Source organism: Pararobbsia silviterrae (assembly GCF_003628125.1).
Lineage (GTDB): Bacteria > Pseudomonadota > Gammaproteobacteria > Burkholderiales > Burkholderiaceae > Pararobbsia > Pararobbsia silviterrae.
The window spans coordinates 290,056-306,675 of sequence record NZ_RBZU01000008.1 but is presented as its reverse complement, the minus strand read 5'-3'; the positions used below and the strand labels follow the sequence as shown (position 1 = coordinate 306,675).

Here is a 16,620-nt window from a genome sequence, read left to right as displayed (position 1 = left end):
CGAATCTCATCGGAGCCAACGTCAAGGGTGCATCGGTCAATGCCGATGTCGGCGGTGATCTGAACATCGCCAGCGTGCAAGACACGACCACGAGTGCAGCGCACCAGCAGAGCATGAGCGCGGGCGCCAGCATCAGCCAGGGCGGCGGCAGTGCGAGCGCAAGCGTATCGGGCGGCAATGCACGCGGCAGCTACGCGGGCGTCAATGAGCAAAGCGGTATTCAAGCGGGCGCGGGGGGTTTCGACATCCACGTCAAAGGCAATACGACGCTCACGGGTGCGTATCTCGCAAGCGACGCCGATGCATCGAAGAACAGCCTGAGCACAGGCACGCTCACGAGCACCGACATCGAGAATCATTCGAGCTATGACGCGTCGAGCTTCGGCATCAGCGCCGGGGGCGGCGTAGGTTCGACGGGCCAAGCAACCGGGCCCGCCTCGGTAAGCGGTGCAGGGGGCATCGTGCCGATGCTGCCGCAAAACGACAGCGACGAAAGCCGTACGACGACGAAGAGCGCGATCAGCGAGAGTGCGATCCACATCACGGATCAAGCGAATCAGAAGCAAGACATCGCATCGATCCGTCGCGAGACTTCGGATCTGAATGGCACGGTCTCTGAAGCGCCTGACCTAAGCACCCTGCTCACCAAGCAAGCCGACATGATGCAGGCCGCACAAGCGGCGGGTCAGGTCGTTGCGCAAGGTATCGGTGCTTATGCGAATGCGCAGATGGAAGCCGCCCTGGAAGCCGGCGATACGGCAAGCGCACAAGCATGGGCCGAAGGCGGCACGAACCGCGTGCTCGCGCATATCGCCGGCGGTGCGCTCATGGGTGGACTCGGTGGCGGTAGCTTAGGCGGCGCGATGCAAGGCGCTGCGGGCGCAGGCGTATCGGCATCGCTTGCGGGCAAGCTCAACAGTCTGGCCGATTCGATCGGAGACGCAACCGGCTCGATGACGCTCGGCAACACCGTGTCAAACGTCCTCGCGGGAATGGGCGGTGGACTCGCCGGCGGCGGCACAGGCGCCTTCATGGCATCGAACGCCGACCTCTACAACCGTGCCACGACGAACTCCGATGGCACGGGCGGAACGGCAAGCCCGATGCTGGACAAGTTTGTCGAATGGGCCCAATGGACCTACGGCGACATACCCGGCACCGTCAGCAATTGGGGCAATCAGAGCGTCCAACACATGAACGCCGATGCGCAGGCGAAGATGTCTGAACCTGCATCGGACTTGATCGCTCAGGGCATCGCTAACGGCGCAAATGCCGTAGCCGGTGCTGGCGGAGGCAAGCCGCCAGCGGCCAATCCGAAGGCGGTGCTGGTGGATTCAGCCGTTTTAAGTGGCGTGCAGGAAACCGCCGCACACAGCCCCGAGAGCGTGCCAAGCAACGCGGTCGCTAGTAGTGAAATTGCGCAAAATAGTGATCAAAAGCCCAATATAGTCATCGACGACAAAATTCGAAATCAGCTTGAACAACGTGGCTGGACTGAGCAAGATATCCAAGCCGCTGTCAATGATGGGTCCGTAGGTACAACGATGGACAAACGCTCGAGCTCCAAGACATCTGATGGCACGACCAGAAACGATACCGCATCGGTATATGGTTCAAAGAATGGATATATTGTCGTAAACGACCGAACCCGTGAAATAGTTCAGATTAGCGAAAAAAACAATCCACACTGGATTCCCGATGATCGAATTAAATGGAAGTAATACTTATGCCCGTTAATCTTGCGACACGCTACACATCCTCCAACGCATATTTTTCTCTCGGAGGAAGCGTGAAAATGAGAATGACCACCCAAGCAGCAATTGCCGTGTGTTCCGAGGCTGCGGAGCGAGGATTAGTCGTGGCGCGCATCGAGGGCGGAATTTGGCACAATCCCGGCTTTGAAGCACGCATAGACTGCATCTGGGATAGTGCTGAATATCCACCGAAAGTCGATGCAATTAACACGAACAATCTCGCGGCCGCTAACTTTATTCACGCCCAAGAACGTGACTATGACGTATTTATAGTCACAACCATACCAATGATAAATTAGTAAATTTCTTTGGCAGAAAAGCCGACGGATTTCGATAGTGCGAGCGGAACAGAAAGTCAGATGCTGCTAGGTTTGTCGAATGGGCTCAATGGACTGACGACGGCATACCCGGTACCGTCAGCAGTTAGGGTAATCAGGTCGTTCAACACATGAACGCCGATGCGCAGGCGAAGATGTCTGAACCTGCATCGGACCTCATCGCTCAGGGCATCGCAAACGGGGCAAATGCCATAGTCGGTGCCGGCGGAGGGAAGCCGCCGGCCAGTCCGACGGCTGTGTTGGTGGAATTACTTGTCGTGAATGCCGCGCTGAGGACGGAGCCCTCACCAACTACTAACCTGCCGCGCAACATGATGCTTAGCGGAAAGAATGATGGCGACGTCGGTCCCTCTACTTCGAACGAAGGCAGCGGCGCGAATCAAGACTTAGACAATTCGAATCTTAAGAGCAAGATCAAATTCGATTCAACTGGCAAGCCGGCCGCGAATCGGTCAGGGCCACAACGAAGCGCACACAATACAGCGCTCAAGAACGAGCATCACAAGCCTCGCCTTGCCCCGCCCCCTACGCCGTCATCTCCCAGAACACCCGATCCCGCCCCCCGTGCTTCGCCTGATAAAGCGCGCGATCGGCCCGATCGAGCAGTTGCTCGACGCGATGATCATCGGGTGCGCGCAGCGCAGCGCCGATACTCACCGTCACGCCACGCGACGACCGCGACACCCCGCCATCCAGACGAATCGCACGTACCGCTTCAAGCACGCGCGATACGAGCTCCCTCACATGCTCGGGCCGCGTATGACTCACAACTATCGCAAACTCCTCGCCACCCAGCCGCCCGAACAAATCCGTCTCCCGGATCTGCGACGACACCACATCGGCAAACCTCACGAGCACCTGATCACCCGTCGCATGACCATATTGGTCGTTGATCGACTTGAAGTAATCAATATCAAGCAGCAACAACGTGAGATCGCACGACGCGTCCGGCGAATCAAGCCGCGTTTGCGCGGCTTCGATAAACGCGCGCCGATTCAGGATCTGCGTCAACGAATCGATGCTCGCAAGACGCCGCAATTCACGCTCAAGATCCTTACGCTCGGTTACGTCGCGATAAATCCCTTCGACACCCGCAAAACGCCCATCCTCGTCATACAGCGCCGTGCTGCTGATTGAGATATCGATGATGCGTCCATCCTTGCAGACCATCTGCCCCGGAAAATCCGACACCTCGCCGTACGTCCGAATCGCCTGCTTGAACGCATCCCGGTCCGCCGTGTTCGGATACCACGCCGCCGCGTCGCGCCCGACCACTTCCTCAGGCTCATACCCGATCACACGCCGCACACCGGGCCCGACCATCTGTACGATGCCGTTCGCATCGGTCCGGTAATACACGTCCTGCATGTTCTCGAAAAGCCGCCGGAAATGCTCCTCGCTGCGGCGCAACCGATCGCCGATCGCATCGCCACGCCCGACTTCGAGCGCCGAAATGAGCACCCCGTCCTTCCCCTCGAATCGAATCGATACGCTCGTCACCAACACGACCCGCAAATTCTCGCGGCACGTGCGCACACGCAGCTCGATCGGCGCATTCGGCGTCGTACTCATCGCCGAACGCCGCATACGACTCACGGAATGAAATTGATCAAGCTCATGGACAAACTGAATCACCGGCAAGCCAACCAGCTCGCTGCACGCCCACCCCTCCACACCCGGATCGGCTTCCAGCAAGCGGCGCGCAGCCCGATTCGCGAGCGCGATATTGCCGTCGGTCGCGACAATGACCGCCGCAGGCAGCGATTCAAGCAAATAACCGTATGCGGAATCTTCAGTCATTTTTATCTGCGTTCAGTCAGCGTCAAGGGGTTGGCCATCCGCCCAGTCGTCCGGCTTAAGGCGACGCGTCGCATGCTTTTTTCTTTCAATACGTAAGGATGAACGGCGCGCTTCAGCATGCCATCTTCGCGACGCCTCCCTTTGCACGCTGTCGCGCAAACCGTCGCAGACCCGCGATGATAGCAGCGCGCCCGCCGCGCGCCTGAACGCGGACTCCACCCCGGCGCAGCATCGCCCGAAGCGTCGCGACATCATAGTGCATACCTCGTACGAATCTATTCGGGCAAACCGAGTACTCCATCTAGGTCCACGTCACGCGCATGACGCGTCCGTCGCAGCCGGCACGGACGCCGAGGCACCCAACCGCTCGACCAGCGCCGGCAAGATCTCCACGAGCGATTCCGGAATCTTCAGCGACAACAGACCATCGGCGCGCGTACGCCCGATATTGATCGCGACAATCGGCGTCCCCGCTCGCGCGGCCTGCTCGCAAAAGCGGAATCCCGAGTACACCATGAGCGACGAACCGACGACGAGCATCGCGTCCGCGCGCGCAAGCGAAGCCATCGCATCTTCAACACGCGCCCGCGGCACGCCTTCGCCAAAAAACACCACATCGGGTTTGATGACGCCGCCGCAACATTCGCATGCGGGCGCGCGGAAACGGTCGAATCGCGCCGATTCCAGCCGCGCATCGCCATCGGGCAACGGCACGGCCTCCATCGCGAGCCAGTCGGGATTCTCGGCTTCAAGCCGAACCTGAATCGCATCACGCGCATGGCGATGCCCGCACGTCATGCAAATGACGTCAGCGATATTGCCGTGCAATTCGATGACATGCTCACTGCCCGCGGCACGATGCAGCCCGTCGACATTCTGCGTCACAAGCCGCTCGATGCGGCCCATCGCCCCCAATTCGGCAAGTGCGCGATGCGCGGCGTTGGGCCGCGCCTGCCGCACGGTCGGCCAGCCGATCATATTGCGCGCCCAATATCGCTTGCGCGCGAGCTCCGATTTCAAGAAGTCCTGCAGCAAAATCGGATCGCGCCCTTTGCGCTGACCGTGTTCGTCACGATAGTCGGGAATGCCCGACGCCGTGCTGACACCCGCGCCGCCAAGCACGAAAACCCGGGCATGCCGATCGAAAAACGCGACGAGCGCGTCAAGCGCGGCCTCGCCGGTCACGACCGGTACGTCTGAAGAAAGGGGCGCGAAATCCGCACGCGCGGCTGACCGGTCGCTCATCATGCAAACCTCTCGAACACGATGCGGCCATGGTACGCGTTTTCCCAAAAGCGCGAGCGGGCGCGGGCTCCCGGCGATACGTGGCCTACGGGACGACCGCTGACTTGAATGAAGCGTCAACGGTTCGGCGGGACGATCGATACGCTTTACTAAGCGTTCACACACCCGGTACTTTCGTGCGGAACGCAAAAAAAGAAATGCAGAAGAGACACGCAGAAAATCACTTAAGAAATCGACGCTTGCACATCGCGTCAATACACCGGCGTACGACGCGCCCGAAGGTGCCGCTTACCGATCGCTAGTCGGATTGTGCGAGCCACGCGTCGAGCGCACGTTGTCCGCGTGCGGTGACCGTCAGCGCACGCGAGTCGAGGTCGCGAATCACCCAATGCTTGTCGATCATGAGATCGAGCAAGGCAGCACCGAGCACGCCCCCCAGATGCGGCCGCCGCTCGCTCCAGTCCAGACAGGACTTGGCGACATGACGCTTGCCGCGCGCCCGCGCACGCAACGTATCCGCATCGAGTCCGAGTCGCGCAAACGCGGCGCGTCCCGCATCCGACAACGCATAGCCTTCCGCCATCGGCACGAGCCACGCGCGCGCCATCATCCGATCATGAAGATCGACCGCGAATGCGCCCGCCGCGTGGTGATAGCAGGTGCGCGCATGCCGGAGTGGCTCGGGTGTCGTCGAACGAATCGAAGGCATACGGCGCTGCGCAGCGCCGAGCAGCGTCTCGATCAACGCGGCGATCTCGTCGTCGGCGAGCGCGTAATAGCGATGACGGCCCTGCGGAATGCAGCGAATCCATACGCTGTCCTGCAACCGCGACAAGTGCGCGCTCGCCGTCGATGGACTGATGCCGGCCACCAGGGAAAGCTCGGTCGCCGTATGCGCGCGCCCATCCATCAACGCGCACAGCATGCGCGCACGCGCGGGTTCGGCCAGCACGGCACCGAGCGCCGCCAAGGCATCGTCGAGATTGGGTTGAATCGAAGCGTCCATGGCGGCGATCTTCTCATGCCGGCGGCTCGCACACTTCGGGCACGGCCGAAATGAGACCCTACGGTCCCGATAACCGCCCCCCCCTAATGCCGCATCCTCGTCTCGACATCCCTCATGCATGCATCTCGAGTTCGGGATCGTTCTGCGCCCTGCGCGCGACGGTCGCCTTCGCCGAAGCCGTCAGCGAAGCGATCGTATTGCCGAACACGGTCCGTGCGCTCGCGTCCTGCGCATGACGCTCGAACACTTCGACGAGCCAATCGACGAACACGCGCACACGCGGCGACACCTGCCGGCTCTTGACATACGTCACACTCACCGGCGTCGACGCGGGCGACCATGCCGTGAGCACCTCGCGCAACTGTCCCGAGCGCAGATACGGTTCGGCCGCGAGCCGCGTCGGCTGGATCAAGCCGAGCCCCTGCAGTCCGCACGTCAAATACGCGTGATCCTCGGACACCTGGACGAACCCGTCGAGCTTGACCTCGACCGTCTCCTCCCCGACCTCGAAATCGAAGCCGGCGCGACGTCCCGCTTGCACTCCGCACTGCACCGCCACGTGATCGCGCAGCTCGTCGAGCGTCGCGGGCACGCCGCGCCGCGCAAGATACGCGGGGCTTGCGCACGTCACATGTTCGAGCGTGCCGAGCCTGCGCGCCGCGAGGCCCGAATCCGGCAACTCGCCGAGTTCGATGCTGCAATCCACGCCGTCGCCGACGAGATCGACCTGGCGGCTGCTGAAGCCGATCGCGACTTCGATCAGCGGATGCCGCGCATGGAATTCGCCGAGCGCGGGCAACACGAGCGCAGTCGCCACCGCGCTCGGCATCTCGACGCGAAGCAAGCCGCGGATGTTGTCCGTGCTGCCGCGCAGTTCGGCCTCCATCTCGTCGAGATCGGCCAGAATGCGCTGGCACCGCTCGTAATACGCGGCCCCCTCGATCGTGAGGCTGAGCCTGCGCGTCGTGCGCAACAGCAACTGCACGCCAAGCAGCGCCTCGAGTTCCTGCATCAGCGTCGTCACGCGCGCACGCGGCATCCCCATCGATTCCGCCGCCCGCACGAAACTATTGCTGTCGACAATTCGAATAAACGTCCTCATCGCGTGAATACGATCGATCATCTCGATACCTCGTGTCGATAAGTCTGCGATCCCGGGAAGGCAAGCCTTCTCCCGCCCGGGTTTGCGCGAACGCAACCGGGAACGGCCGGGTGTCATCAAAAGTCAGTCGTCGTCGGATCCGCCGCGCAAGCGGCACACCGAACGAGAAGGAGTCAGGCAATCAGCGGTACGCGCAGCATCGCGGGCACGTGCCCTCTATGGACGTCTGCGGTCCGGTCTCCGATACGTGCTTCGCTGCCGGCGAAGCATCGGGTATCAGCACGGTTCCTATCGTAGGGGCTCGACGGACCTGAGTGAATACCCGAATCTGCACGATCGTTGCTCGATTCTCCAACTGCCCGGAGAATCGGCCAACGCGCGTTGCACATCGCTTCCGCGCTTGCATCCTCATCGTTGAACGTATCGTAGGACCGCGCGCGCGGCCGGCCAATTACCTCGAAGGTCGTCATTCGCGCGCACCCGCATACTCGCCGACGACACGCATCCGACACATACTCGACACGCGGTTCGCACCCCGTTTCCGTGCCGCCGGCCCGAAATCGACGACAATACGCGTCTTCGAAAATACCCATCCCCTCATGGAAGCCCCCGACAAGCGCACCGCCCTGAACCGCATGAAGACCGTCGCGACCGGTTTGCTCGTCGTCTCGGCGGGTCTCTTCGCGCTCGCCAAGTCGCATCACGACGCAGGCGCGTGGGCCTGGCTCGCGGCCTTCTCGGAAGCGGCGATGGTCGGCGCGCTCGCCGACTGGTTTGCCGTCGTCGCTCTGTTCCGGCGTCCGCTCGGCCTGCCGATCCCGCATACGGCCATCCTGCCCGCGAACAAGGCGCGCGTCGCCGACAACCTCGCGGCATTCGTGCGCGATAAATTCCTCGGCACCGACGCCCTCGTCGACAACGTCGTGAGCTTCGATCCCGCGCAACGTCTCGCATCGTGGCTTTCGGAGCCGCGCAACGCCGCGCTGCTCGGCGAAAAAGCGATCGCCGCGACGGGACAGATGCTCGAACTCATCGACGACGATCACGTGAAATCCGTGCTCTACGCGACGCTGCGCTCGCGCGCCGAGCGCTTCGATCTCGCGGGCGGCGTCGGCAGCCTGTTCGCGACGCTGACCGCGGACAACCGGCATCAGCGCCTGCTCGACGAAGGGCTCGGCGAACTCGCGGCCTGGCTCGAACGGCCCGAAATCCAGAAAACCCTCGCCGACAAGATCGTGCAGATCGCGGGCGACGAATACCCGACGCTGATCGGCGCGCTCGGTTTCGTCGGGCTCAAGGCCGAGGACCTCGGCTTCAAGTTCGCGGGCGGCCTCGTGCGCGGCGCGGGCGCCTGGCTCGCCGATATCGCGGCGAATCCCGAACATGAACGGCGCCAGGCATTCGACCGCGCCGTCGCTCGTTTCATCGAACGCTTGCAGTCCGATCCCTCGTTCAAGCAACGCATCGACGATCAAAAGCGCGCCTGGCTCGAACGCCCCGAACTGCGCGAATACGTGAACGGTCTCTGGGACGACTTCACGACATGGCTGCGCGAGGACATCGCACGCCCCGATTCGACGCTGCGCGCCAAGATCGTGTCGGCCGCGGCCTCGTTCGCGCGCACGCTCGGCGACGATCCCGTGCTGCGTGCGTCGATCAACACGCATATGCACGAAGCGATGCGCGATGTCGCTCCCGAGCTCAGCGCGCGCATTGCGCGCCATATCTCGACGACGGTCCGCGAGTGGGACGACCAGACGCTCGTACGCGACGTCGAACTCAATATCGGCCGCGATCTGCAGTTCATTCGCGTGAACGGCACGATCGTCGGCGGCCTCGTCGGCCTGCTGATCCACGCGGTCAGCCTCGCGATCGGCTAGCGCGCGCGCAATCCGCGCTAAGATCGCTGTTTTCCGCAGTCCGCTGAGACGTCTCAGACGCAGGAGCTTCCATGACCGACCTTTCCCTCGACGCGAACCAGCAAGAAAGCCTGATCCGCGAAATCCGCGCCGAATTCGATACGGCCGCGTCCGTGCTCGAACGCTTCATGAACGATGCGTCGCAACTCGCGAAAATCGCCAATGCCGCGCGCTTGCTCGCGACGGCCTTCGATCACGGCGGCAAGGTTCTGTCGTGCGGCAATGGCGGTTCGCACTGCGACGCCATGCATTTCGCCGAGGAGCTGACGGGACGCTTTCGCGAAAACCGCAAGGGCTTTCCCGCGATCGCGATCTCGGACGTGAGTCACGTATCGTGCGTCGGCAATGATTTCGGCTTCGATTTCATCTTCTCGCGCTATGTCGAGGCCGTCGGCCGCGCAGGCGACGTGCTGCTCGCGATCTCGACATCGGGCAATTCGAAGAACGTGATCCATGCGATGCGCGCCGCGCGCGAAGGCGGCATGAAGATCATCGCGCTCACGGGCAAGGACGGCGGCGCGATCGGTCGCGAAGGCCTGGCCGATATCGAAATCCGTGTCGCACACGCCGGCTATGCGGATCGCGTTCAGGAAATCCACATCAAGATCATTCATACGCTGATCCAGCTCGTCGAGAAACTCGCGGCCTGAGCGTCGTCGAGCCCCAGCATGCGCCGATGAAGCCTGAAGACCTCGAACGCCTCGTCAGCCTTGAAATGCCGTTCGGCAAGTACAAGGGACGCGTACTTGCCGATTTACCCGGTCACTATTTGAACTGGTTCGCGCGCGAAGGCTTCCCGAAGGGCGAAATCGGCCGACTGCTCGCGCTCATGCAGGAAATCGACCATAACGGGCTCAAGCCGCTGCTCGACCCGTTGCGCGCGAAGCGCCGCGGCACGCCGTGACGTGCCCTAACGTGCGGCGCTATCACATGCCTTAACGCAGCGCATCCGCGCGGACGCGCGCAGCTCCGCGCTATCCCGCCGACGTGCGCGAAGTCGCCTGCAGGCCGGCCCGCCTAGATTTTCGCCTCGCCGCCGAGCGCTTCGACGAGATCGCCGAACAGCTTCGACAACTCGCCCGTCATCAACGCGAAGTCCGCGTCGAACGTTTCGTCTTCGCCCTGGATCGTCGGGTCCGACATGTCCTTGATCACGTCGAGCGGCACGACGCGCTTGATCGTCAGCGACGGCGTGAGCACGAACGACACGCGATCGTTCCATGTCAGCGCGAGCCGCATGCACTGCTTGCCTTCCTTCAGATGGCGCTGCACTTCCTCTCCGTCGAGCGCGTGGCCTGAATAGCGGACCGTCGCATTGCCTTCGCCGATCGTGCGCAGCTCGGTATCCTGATCGACCGTGAAACCGTAGGGCGCCTCGTCGGGCAGCAGCCAGCGCGTCATCGCGGCGACGGGCGACGACGCCGTGCGCACGCTCGCCAGCGGAATCTGATCGATCGACTTGACGAGCAGCGAAAGAATATCGTCGGCGAGCGCCTGCGACGCCGCGTCGATCACGAGCCAGCCGCGCTCGGCGTCGATCCAGACGCGCGTATCGCGACGGATCGCGAACGCGCGCGGCATCAGTTCGTCGGTCACGCGCTCCTTGAGTTCGCGCAACTGCTTGCGCCCGGGCTTGTACCCTTGCTGCTCCTCGATCTCCTGCGCACGCGCGCGCGTGACCTGATTGACGACCGTGGCCGGCAACAATTTCTTCTCGCTGCGGTAGACGAGCACCATTTGACCGTTGACGGTATGCACGAGCGCGTCGTTATCACGCGGCGACGCCCAACCCTGCGTCTGCATGTCCATCGAGCCCGCGGGCGTAAAAGCAAACGGCGCGAGCCACGTCTGCATGCGCTCGGCCGTCACGGACCAGGGAACCGGAAGACGATGAAGCTGAAGATTCTTGAACCACATGGAAGGCGCACGCAAAGCGCAGCATTCTATACGCGTGCAGGGTGCGACCGCCAGCATCGCGTGCCCGACGCGGACGCACACGGCGCAAGGCGAAAAAACTTCATGCGCGCCGCGCCGCTGTCGCGAACGCAACCCCAAGTCGGGATATAGTGCGGCCCGTATGGATTTGGACGCGCCGCGCGTTCGCGGCGCACAAGGAAGACTCGACCATGTTGATCGTTATCGGCGGATTGCCCGGGACCGGCAAAACAACCCTGTCGCGCGGCATCGCGCGCGGACTCGGCGGCGTGCACCTGCGCATCGATTCGATCGAGCAGGCGATCCTGCGCGCGCGCGGCGTCGACGAGACACCCGGAACCGAAGGCTACGCGGCGGCCTATGCGATCGCCGAAGACAATCTGCGGCTCGGTCTCACGATCATCGCGGATTGCGTGAACCCGCTCGGCGTCACGCGCGACGCATGGCGCGACATCGGCCAACGTGTCGGCGTGCCCGTCATCGAGGTCGAGACGATCTGCTCGGATCTCGTCAAGCACCAGCGTCGCGTCGAGACACGTCAGGCCGATATCGCGGGCCAGGTCTTGCCGACATGGAAAAGCGTGCTCGCCCATGAATACGAGCCCTGGAACCGCGAACGCATCGTCATCGACACCGCGCGCCAGACCGTCGTCCAGGCGCTTGGCGTGCTGACGGAATTAGCCGCGTCGAAAAAACGCTAAGACATTGGGCCAAGAACGCGGACTCGACACGCACATCGGGAAAGCAGCCCCAAAAGCGGACCCAGACCGCGGCCCCCGATGCCGCACTAAGACTGCTCGCTCGGAAAACACGCCGTCTGAACACACTCCGCGAAGCGCGCGGCTGCGCTCGGCAAAGTGCGGCCTCGCAGGCTGCCGAGCGTCATGACGCGCGCGTATTTCTGCAGTTCCGTGACCGGAAGCGCGACGAGGCCGCCACCGATCGCCTCGCGGCGCGCCCCCGCGCGAATCTGCAGGCAGACACCCGACGACAGCCGGACGAATTGCGCCAACACCTCGAACGCATTCGACACGATCTGCGGCTCGAGACGCATGCCCGACGCATGCAGGTATTCGTCGAGCAAACGCCGGCCGCCCCAGCTCCGATCGCCGAGACCCAGCGGATACGCGTGAAGCGCCGCGATCGAAACCCGGTCCTGCGCCGCAAGCGGATGATCTTCGGTCACGATCGCGTGAATCGAATAGGGCGTGCTTGCGAGCACGTGGAAGTCGCTTTGGCCCGGGGTATTGAACGTCAATCCGAGATCCGCGTCGTTCTGCACGACCGCTTCGACGACCTGTTCCGCACCGAGCACCGTCAGCGTGATCCCGACCTGCGCATGCGTCCGCTGAAACTCGACGATCAGCGCCATCAGCCGCTCATCGGCGATCGCGGCCACGGCGGCGATGCCGACATGCCCGCGCCGCAGTCCCTTCAATGCGTCGATATGCGCATGCACGGCCTCGGCCTCGCGTAACGCGCGCTTCGCGTACACGAGATAGGCCTCGCCGGCGGCGCTCAGCCGCACCCCTCTCGCATGCCGTTCGAACAACGGCGTGCCGAGTTCGCCCTCGAGATCGAGGATCTGGCGATTGAGCGCGGACGACGAGAGATGGAGCCGTTCGGCGGCCTCGCGTATCGAAGCGTGTTCGGCGACGGTCACGAATGACGTGAGCCATTTGACATGCTGCATCGGAGCGATCTCGTCCTCATCGAAGCGCCTGCGCGATGCGCAGGCGGCGCGTCGACATCGCACCGGGCAGCGACGATCGATCCACGCCGTCGCCCGCCGCGGACTGTCGTGCGCGTTTGAGCCCCCCGGACATCGGGGCTCATGAAGATAGCAGGATATCGCGGCGTCAGCGCGGGACAAGACGCGACGGCGCGCGCGACGCGATCACGGCGACCGGACCGCCGCCGTCGGGACCCTGATGCTCGGCCCCGCCCGAGACGAAGAGCTGCGTATCGCCGAAAACACCCGCGAGCACACCGCCGACCAGCGCGCGCGCGTGCCGCGATGCCTGGATGTCGCTGTCGTCGAGCATCGTATGACGCCGGCCGCGTATCTCGCCGCTCGCCGACGGTTCGGCTTTGGCGAGCACCGCGACCACGCGCTCGCGCTCCGCGCGCGTGAGCCGCCCCGGCTCGGACAGGGTCAGGGGCGCGAGCGCGTCGAACACGGCGTCCGTGTCGATCGCGTCCTGCATGACGCCATGACCGATGACAAGATCGCCGCCCCATCGAGGGCTATTGCCGACGACAAGGATCTGGTTCTCCATGAGCTCGATGCCCGCGGACGTGCTCGCGACGCCCGAATACAGCGCCGCGTTGCTGCAGATCTCGCTGTCGCAGACCTGGTCCGCGCGCAGTTCGCCCAAGGCGAGTCCGATGCCGAGCGCCGAGGCGCCGCGCGAATAGCCCATCGAGCGATAGGTATCGAGGGTCGCGACGGATCGGCCGCGTTGATGCGCATCGGCGATCCGTTGCTTCGTCAGCAACGGGCACTTGACCTGCACATAGTGGACGTCGCGAGCGGACTCGATGCCGGCCTCCTGCATCGCGCGCCGCACGGCGTCGGCCGTGGCCTCCACCTGCGGCATGCGCCCGATCTCCTCGGGCGCGAACGCGCGCGTCATCGCGACGCCGACGGCAAGCGACGGCACGACAGACACTGCCTCGGACGGCGCCAGGCCGATCGCGCCGACTTCGAACACGAGCAGATGCGGCGACAATCCGCCCTCGGTGCCGCCCGACATCACGATCGCCACATCGCGCGCGATCGCGTCGGGCGCGCTGCCGCGCCATGACGCGAGCGCGTGCTTGAGCACATGGCTCGTGTAGCCTCGCGTGAAGTCGTTGACGCAGCCGTTCCCCTCGGTCTTGCCGAGGATCGCGACAATCCCTTTCGGGTCGATCTCGCCATCGTCGATCGCACGCCGGAGCCCTTCGATGTCGTCGGGGCCGGCGGTGCCGATGCGATGGACTTTTACAGTGCGCAAGGTGGTCATGCAGCCGATTGTGAAATCGCCCGCGCGTATCGACCAGCGCGAAAACAAATGCTCACTGCTGCAAGAAACGCACGGCTCGGCATGCGAGCGTCCGCGCATGCACGCCCGTTCCGATCGCTAATCGATGCCGTCGAAGATCGCGTCGTCAGGACCCAGAAACGCGGGATGACGCCACGTCGCATCGCGCATCGAATGCTGAACCTGGGATTCGACGCCGAGCAGCACGGCAAACAACGCCATGCGCACCGGAATGCCGTTATCGGTCTGGCGGAAGATCGCGAGGCGCGGATCGTGGTTCAGATCGGTGCTCAAATCGTTCGCGCCCGGGCGGCTGTCGCGCGGCAGCGGATGCATGAGCAGCGTATCGCGGCCGCACGCGCGATCGAGCAAGGCCTGATTGATCTGGAAGTCGGGCGTATAGCCCTCGATCGATTCGTCGGCGAAGCGTTCTTTCTGGATCCGTGTCGCGTAGACGACGTCGGCCCCGCGCAACCCTTCGACGAGATTCGGCGTCTGCTCGACGACGTGTCCGTTGCGCGAGATCTGGTCGAGGATATACGTCGGCATTTCAAGCCCGCGCGGCGCGATGAGCGTCAGCTTGAGTCCGCGATACAACGCGAGCAGCTTGCTCAACGAATGCACGGTGCGTCCGTATTTGAGGTCGCCGACGAACGCGATATGCGCGCCGTCGACGATCTTGCCGAGCCGCGAAAACTCGCGCTGGATCGTATAGAGATCGAGCAAGGCCTGACTCGGATGCTCGCCGGGCCCGTCGCCGCCGTTGATGACGGGCACGTGCGTCGCGCGCGCGAACTCGGCCACCGCGCCTTGCTCGGGATGCCGGACGACGAGCGCATCGACATAGCCCGCCATCACGCGGCTCGTGTCGTAGATCGACTCGCCCTTGGCCATCGACGAGAACGTGAACCCCGTCGTGTCGCAGACCGAACCGCCGAGCCGGCAGAATGCCGCGCCGAAACTCACGCGCGTACGCGTGCTCGCTTCGAAGAACAGATTGCCGAGCACCGCGCCTTCGAGAACGCGCGAGATCTTCTGGCGCCGCGCTATCGGCTGCATGACGTCGGCCACGCGAAACAGCGCTTCGACCGAGTCGCGCGAGAACTGATCGACCGAGATCAATTGAGGACGGCCTTCGAATAGGATCTGCGTCGACGTCGGCGCGAAATATACGCTTTGCGTAGCCTTCGCTGTCGCATCGTCGCTGCCGAGAATCTCGGTCACGAAGCGTTCGACGATCTCGGGCATCGCGCGGCATTCCTGCGAGTCCTCGGGCAGCAGCCAGGTATCGAGCGCTCTGCGCGATACGCCGATGCGACTCGAAAACGCGTCGCGCGTCATGTTCAGACGCCGCATCGCGTCGCGAAGGAAAACTTGTTGAGGAGCGCCCATGGAATCACCCGATCGAATATATACGCGCCGCGTATAGTATCAATTCGACCAATCAAGTCAAGGGCGGGCGCTGCTCGAGCGTGCTCGCATCGTTCAACGCGGGATTCGATCGCAGCGCGTCGATCGCCATATCGAGAAACGCGCGGACCTTGCGCGCGGCATGGCGTCCTTCGCGATGGACGACGTGAATCGGCACCGCGGGCTCGGCGAATTCGGCGAGCACGATGCGCAAACGACCCGCGCGGATCGCGTCGACGACCTGATACGACAACGCGCGCGCAATGCCGAAGCCCGATTCGGCCGCGGCGATCGTCGCATCATTGGTCGTCGCCGTGAGTCGCGCGCGGATCGGCGTCGTCATGAAATGCGCGTCGCCGCCGAAGCGCCACTCGCTCGGCGCCGAACTTCCCGATGTGAGGATCGCCTGATGCGCATGCAAGTCCTCCGGACGCGTCGGCACGCCCATGCGCGCGAGATACTCGGGCGATGCGACGAGCAGGCGCCGCACCTCGCCGACACGCACCGCCTGCAACGTCGAGTTCGCGAGCGGACCGATGCGGATCGCGACATCGATACCCTCCTCGACCATATTGACGACGCGATCGACGAACCAGCAATGCGCGTCGACATCGGGATAGCGCGACAGGTACGCCGTGACGACGGGCATCACGTGCATGCGGCCGAACAGGGTCGGCGCCGTGATGACGAGCTGGCCGCGCGGCGAGCCATGCGTGCCCGCGGCCGAGAGTTCGGCATCGTCGATCTCGGACAGAATGCGCCGGCAGTCCTCGAAATAGGCACTTCCGGCATCGGTGAGCCGCACGACGCGCGTCGTGCGCGTCAGCAGACGCACGCCGAGATGGGTTTCAAGTTCGGTCACGACACGACTCACGACCGACGGCGAGACCGCGAGCTTGCGCGCGGCCGATGCGAAACCGCCGGTCTCGGCGACCGCCACGAACGTCGTCATCGCCTGCAATCGATCCATGCTGAGCCCTGTCGAAAACGCGAGTCCGCGCGCGCACGCGACCCGTACATCCTGTTACGCAAGCGCGGCGGCGCATGCGGGTAGAATCGCGGACTTATGTCTCGTCGTACGGAAC

The 16,620-nt window shown here is 63.5% G+C and carries 15 protein-coding genes; 6 read left to right on the top strand and 9 right to left on the bottom strand.

The genetic code is table 11. From position 1 onward, the window contains the following. Positions 1 to 1,721: colicin E5-related ribonuclease (locus D7S86_RS18685; protein WP_205962844.1), on the top strand; the 1,721-nt coding region annotated here is incomplete at its 5' end. Positions 1,722 to 1,795: 74 nt separating this feature from the next. Beyond that, positions 1,796 to 2,053 carry a colicin immunity protein gene (locus D7S86_RS18680; RefSeq protein WP_240648272.1) on the top strand — a complete coding sequence of 86 codons (258 nt, stop codon included), beginning with the start codon at positions 1,796 to 1,798 and terminating at the stop codon, positions 2,051 to 2,053. Between the two features lie 564 nt (positions 2,054 to 2,617). Here D7S86_RS18680 and D7S86_RS18675 read toward each other — a convergent pair. The 4 genes from D7S86_RS18675 to D7S86_RS18660 form a co-directional block, all read right to left on the bottom strand. Next, entirely contained in the window at positions 2,618 to 3,892 is a 1,275-nt protein-coding gene (locus D7S86_RS18675) for a sensor domain-containing diguanylate cyclase (RefSeq protein WP_121088364.1), read from the bottom strand. 312 nt (positions 3,893 to 4,204) lie between these two features. Continuing rightward, positions 4,205 to 5,137, bottom strand: a complete 933-nt coding sequence (locus D7S86_RS18670; RefSeq protein WP_121088394.1) for an NAD-dependent protein deacetylase — start codon at positions 5,135 to 5,137, stop codon at positions 4,205 to 4,207. 298 nt (positions 5,138 to 5,435) lie between these two features. Beyond that, on the bottom strand, positions 5,436 to 6,143 hold the full coding sequence (locus D7S86_RS18665; RefSeq protein WP_121088363.1) for an ArsR/SmtB family transcription factor: 708 nt from the start codon (positions 6,141 to 6,143) through the stop codon (positions 5,436 to 5,438). 112 nt (positions 6,144 to 6,255) lie between these two features. Beyond that, entirely contained in the window at positions 6,256 to 7,266 is a 1,011-nt protein-coding gene (locus tag D7S86_RS18660; protein WP_121088362.1) for a LysR family transcriptional regulator, read from the bottom strand. Positions 7,267 to 7,844: 578 nt separating this feature from the next. Here D7S86_RS18660 and D7S86_RS18655 point away from each other — a divergent pair. From D7S86_RS18655 to D7S86_RS18645, 3 genes are all read left to right on the top strand, one after another. Beyond that, positions 7,845 to 9,125, top strand: a complete 1,281-nt coding sequence (locus D7S86_RS18655; protein WP_121088361.1) for a DUF445 domain-containing protein — start codon at positions 7,845 to 7,847, stop codon at positions 9,123 to 9,125. A 71-nt stretch (positions 9,126 to 9,196) separates the two neighbouring features. Next, positions 9,197 to 9,814: a D-sedoheptulose 7-phosphate isomerase gene (gene lpcA / locus D7S86_RS18650; protein WP_121088360.1), complete on the top strand. Its 618-nt coding sequence runs from the start codon at positions 9,197 to 9,199 to the stop codon at positions 9,812 to 9,814. A gap of 26 nt (positions 9,815 to 9,840) precedes the next feature. After that, the gene (locus D7S86_RS18645; RefSeq protein ID WP_121088359.1) at positions 9,841 to 10,068 is read left to right on the top strand and encodes a DUF3820 family protein; all 228 of its coding nucleotides are present in this window, start codon (positions 9,841 to 9,843) and stop codon (positions 10,066 to 10,068) included. A 113-nt stretch (positions 10,069 to 10,181) separates the two neighbouring features. Here D7S86_RS18645 and D7S86_RS18640 read toward each other — a convergent pair whose 3' ends face one another. Beyond that, positions 10,182 to 11,081 carry a recombination-associated protein RdgC gene (locus D7S86_RS18640; RefSeq protein WP_121088358.1) on the bottom strand — a complete coding sequence of 300 codons (900 nt, stop codon included), beginning with the start codon at positions 11,079 to 11,081 and terminating at the stop codon, positions 10,182 to 10,184. Between the two features lie 209 nt (positions 11,082 to 11,290). On the opposite strand from D7S86_RS18640, the gene D7S86_RS18635 reads away from it, so the two are divergent. After that, a complete protein-coding gene (locus tag D7S86_RS18635) occupies positions 11,291 to 11,800 on the top strand; it encodes a P-loop nucleotide/nucleoside kinase family protein (protein WP_121088393.1) in 510 nt (169 codons plus the stop codon). A gap of 86 nt (positions 11,801 to 11,886) precedes the next feature. On the opposite strand, the gene D7S86_RS18630 is transcribed toward D7S86_RS18635, so the two are convergent. From D7S86_RS18630 to D7S86_RS18615, 4 genes are all read right to left on the bottom strand, one after another. Then, positions 11,887 to 12,792 (bottom strand): LysR family transcriptional regulator, encoded by a 906-nt coding sequence (locus D7S86_RS18630; protein WP_121088357.1) that lies wholly within the window; start codon positions 12,790 to 12,792, stop codon positions 11,887 to 11,889. Positions 12,793 to 12,958: 166 nt separating this feature from the next. Continuing rightward, the gene (gene atzD, locus D7S86_RS18625; protein ID WP_121088356.1) at positions 12,959 to 14,107 is read right to left on the bottom strand and encodes a cyanuric acid amidohydrolase; all 1,149 of its coding nucleotides are present in this window, start codon (positions 14,105 to 14,107) and stop codon (positions 12,959 to 12,961) included. Positions 14,108 to 14,224: 117 nt separating this feature from the next. Beyond that, a complete protein-coding gene (locus tag D7S86_RS18620; protein ID WP_121088355.1) occupies positions 14,225 to 15,517 on the bottom strand; it encodes an aspartate carbamoyltransferase in 1,293 nt (430 codons plus the stop codon). A 52-nt stretch (positions 15,518 to 15,569) separates the two neighbouring features. After that, positions 15,570 to 16,505 carry a LysR family transcriptional regulator gene (locus tag D7S86_RS18615; protein WP_121088354.1) on the bottom strand — a complete coding sequence of 312 codons (936 nt, stop codon included), beginning with the start codon at positions 16,503 to 16,505 and terminating at the stop codon, positions 15,570 to 15,572. Positions 16,506 to 16,620: the final 115 nt, after the last annotated feature.

Bases quoted from the DNA above. Each gene is read 5' to 3' on its own strand.
- D7S86_RS18620 (WP_121088355.1), bottom strand. From the start codon at position 15,517: ATGGGCGCTCCTCAACAAGTTTTCCTTCGCGACGCGATGCGGCGTCTG.
- atzD (WP_121088356.1), bottom strand. From the start codon at position 14,107: ATGACCACCTTGCGCACTGTAAAAGTCCATCGCATCGGCACCGCCGGC.
- D7S86_RS18660 (WP_121088362.1), bottom strand. From the start codon at position 7,266: ATGATCGATCGTATTCACGCGATGAGGACGTTTATTCGAATTGTCGAC.
- D7S86_RS18630 (WP_121088357.1), bottom strand. From the start codon at position 12,792: ATGCAGCATGTCAAATGGCTCACGTCATTCGTGACCGTCGCCGAACAC.
- D7S86_RS18655 (WP_121088361.1), top strand. From the start codon at position 7,845: ATGGAAGCCCCCGACAAGCGCACCGCCCTGAACCGCATGAAGACCGTC.
- lpcA (WP_121088360.1), top strand. From the start codon at position 9,197: ATGACCGACCTTTCCCTCGACGCGAACCAGCAAGAAAGCCTGATCCGC.
- D7S86_RS18675 (WP_121088364.1), bottom strand. From the start codon at position 3,892: ATGACTGAAGATTCCGCATACGGTTATTTGCTTGAATCGCTGCCTGCG.
- D7S86_RS18640 (WP_121088358.1), bottom strand. From the start codon at position 11,081: ATGTGGTTCAAGAATCTTCAGCTTCATCGTCTTCCGGTTCCCTGGTCC.
- D7S86_RS18670 (WP_121088394.1), bottom strand. From the start codon at position 5,137: ATGAGCGACCGGTCAGCCGCGCGTGCGGATTTCGCGCCCCTTTCTTCA.
- D7S86_RS18635 (WP_121088393.1), top strand. From the start codon at position 11,291: ATGTTGATCGTTATCGGCGGATTGCCCGGGACCGGCAAAACAACCCTG.
- D7S86_RS18680 (WP_240648272.1), top strand. From the start codon at position 1,796: ATGAGAATGACCACCCAAGCAGCAATTGCCGTGTGTTCCGAGGCTGCG.
- D7S86_RS18645 (WP_121088359.1), top strand. From the start codon at position 9,841: ATGAAGCCTGAAGACCTCGAACGCCTCGTCAGCCTTGAAATGCCGTTC.
- D7S86_RS18615 (WP_121088354.1), bottom strand. From the start codon at position 16,505: ATGGATCGATTGCAGGCGATGACGACGTTCGTGGCGGTCGCCGAGACC.
- D7S86_RS18665 (WP_121088363.1), bottom strand. From the start codon at position 6,143: ATGGACGCTTCGATTCAACCCAATCTCGACGATGCCTTGGCGGCGCTC.